This window comes from Binatus sp. (SeqCode), from assembly GCF_036522015.1.
Classification (GTDB): Bacteria; Desulfobacterota; Binatia; order Binatales; family Binataceae; genus Binatus.
The window spans coordinates 1-1,771 of the sequence record NZ_DATDGQ010000133.1 but is presented as its reverse complement, the minus strand read 5'-3'; the positions used below and the strand labels follow the sequence as shown (position 1 = coordinate 1,771).

The 1,771-nt window shown below is 61.8% G+C and carries 2 protein-coding genes; both read right to left on the bottom strand.

Going from position 1 to position 1,771, the window contains the following annotated elements; all coding sequences use genetic code 11:
* Positions 1–273: 273 nt before the first annotated feature.
* Positions 274–1,434, bottom strand: coding sequence for an ABC transporter permease (locus VIW95_RS05585; RefSeq protein ID WP_331584436.1), 1,161 nt, complete (start codon positions 1,432–1,434; stop codon positions 274–276).
* Between the two features lie 4 nt (positions 1,435–1,438).
* Positions 1,439–1,771 (bottom strand): ABC transporter permease (locus VIW95_RS05580; RefSeq protein WP_331584435.1); only part of this gene is annotated, 333 nt, incomplete at its 5' end.

The following is a 1,771-nucleotide window of genomic DNA, read 5'->3' as shown; positions in this document are numbered from 1 at the left end:
ATATTGAACACGGTTCGTCACGCCGTCGGCAGGTAGCTCGCTCAGATAGCAATCGCTGCATTGACCAAATCGTTTATCCGTCCGCGGCTGAAACGGTTTTGGCCAGCACAGCTTGCTTCATTCAGATCGCGAAGCAGGCGGAGTCGGTTGCGCCGATGGACTCGGCGCATGCAGCGTCTGGACGGTTTTGGTCATATCCAAAAAAAAAGGCCCGTTACCGAGCCATCGCAGTATACTCAACTCCCCTCGTCACGCCGTCGGCAGGTAGCCTGCTCAGATCGTCTTGCGAAAGGCGTCGGCCGGCGTCACCCGCATCGCGCCCATCACGGGAATCGCGGCACTCAGCACGCTGATCACGATCGCGGCGAGCAGCCCTTCGAGCGCTGCGCCGTAGGTCACCGTCAGGTAGCCCGCACTCTCCAGCACTGCGCGCAGCGTCGTGCCGCTGCCGAATTGCCACACCGCCAACGCACATCCGAGCGCGCCGCCCACGGTGCCAATCAGCGCGCACTCGCCGAATAGAATGCGCGCAATGTACGGCTGAGTGAATCCGATCGCCCGCAGCACCGCCACATCGCGCAATCGCTCGCGCACCATCATCGACATCGCATTCGCGGCGATCAGAAAAATCGTCAGCGCAATCACCGCCGACACTGCGGACACGATGCCGCGGATGTCGCCGACCGTCGACATCAAGCCCGACACCGCCTCGCTTTCCGTCATCGACGCGGTCTCGAAGTCCGAGTTGTGAAAGGTGCGGTCGATTTCATGAATGACCGACGCAACATGATCGGCTGAGTCCACCCGCGTCACCAGGAATCCCGCCGGATGCTTTTCTTCCGGGATTCCGATCGCTTTTTCCGCTTCGACCAGGTAGTCGCGCCGAAACATGAAAAAGTTGGGATAATTGTCGGCCGGAATCTCGCCCACCATCGTGAACTTGATGTCGAGCCGATTCGAATCGCCGCGCAGCGTCACCACATCGCCGACCTTCCAGCCATGCTTGCGCATCAGCAGGCGTCCCGCGATCGCCGCGCTCCGATTGTTCGAGAACTGCTCGAGCACTTGCGGCGGCAGATTGTAGTCGGGATACATGAGCGCGACTTTGTCCGCATCCAGCGCGAACGTCTGCACGATTTCCGACGCTTTTTGATACGAAGAGCGAAGCACCACCATCGGAGTGCATGCGACGACGCCCGGTATTTTTTCGATCTCCCGGCAATCGCGCGCCGGCATGCCCAGGTAGCGCCCGTCGGCATTGTACGAATACACGCGCAGCGTCTCCGCGGTTTTTTTCAGAATCATATCGATCGAACCCGGTATCGCCGCGAGCACTGTGAAGATGAAAGTCGCGACCGCGAAGGTCAGCATCGTCAGAAGGGCGCGCCGCGGCTGTCTGATCACGTAGCGGAAAACGAGTCGAAACGATTGCATCGGGTTACGCCTCGCGCAGCGACTCGACGATCGGAAGATGTGCCGCGCGCCAGGCCGGCATCAGCCCGCCGGCAACTCCAATGAGCAGAGCCGCGGCGAGTCCGCCCGCGAGAGCACTCACCGAGAAGGCCGACGAAAAAACCACGGTGCCGACGCTCATCAGCCGCTGGTTGAGCCCGGCCGCCATCGCTAGGAATATAGCCAGCAGATCGCCCACGACGCCGCCCGCCACGCCGAGAATCACGCTCTCGACTAGGAAGCTTGTCAGCACCGAGCCGCGGCCGAAGCCCAGCGTGCGCAACACTCCCACTTCGCGCGTGCGCCGCGCGACCGCGGC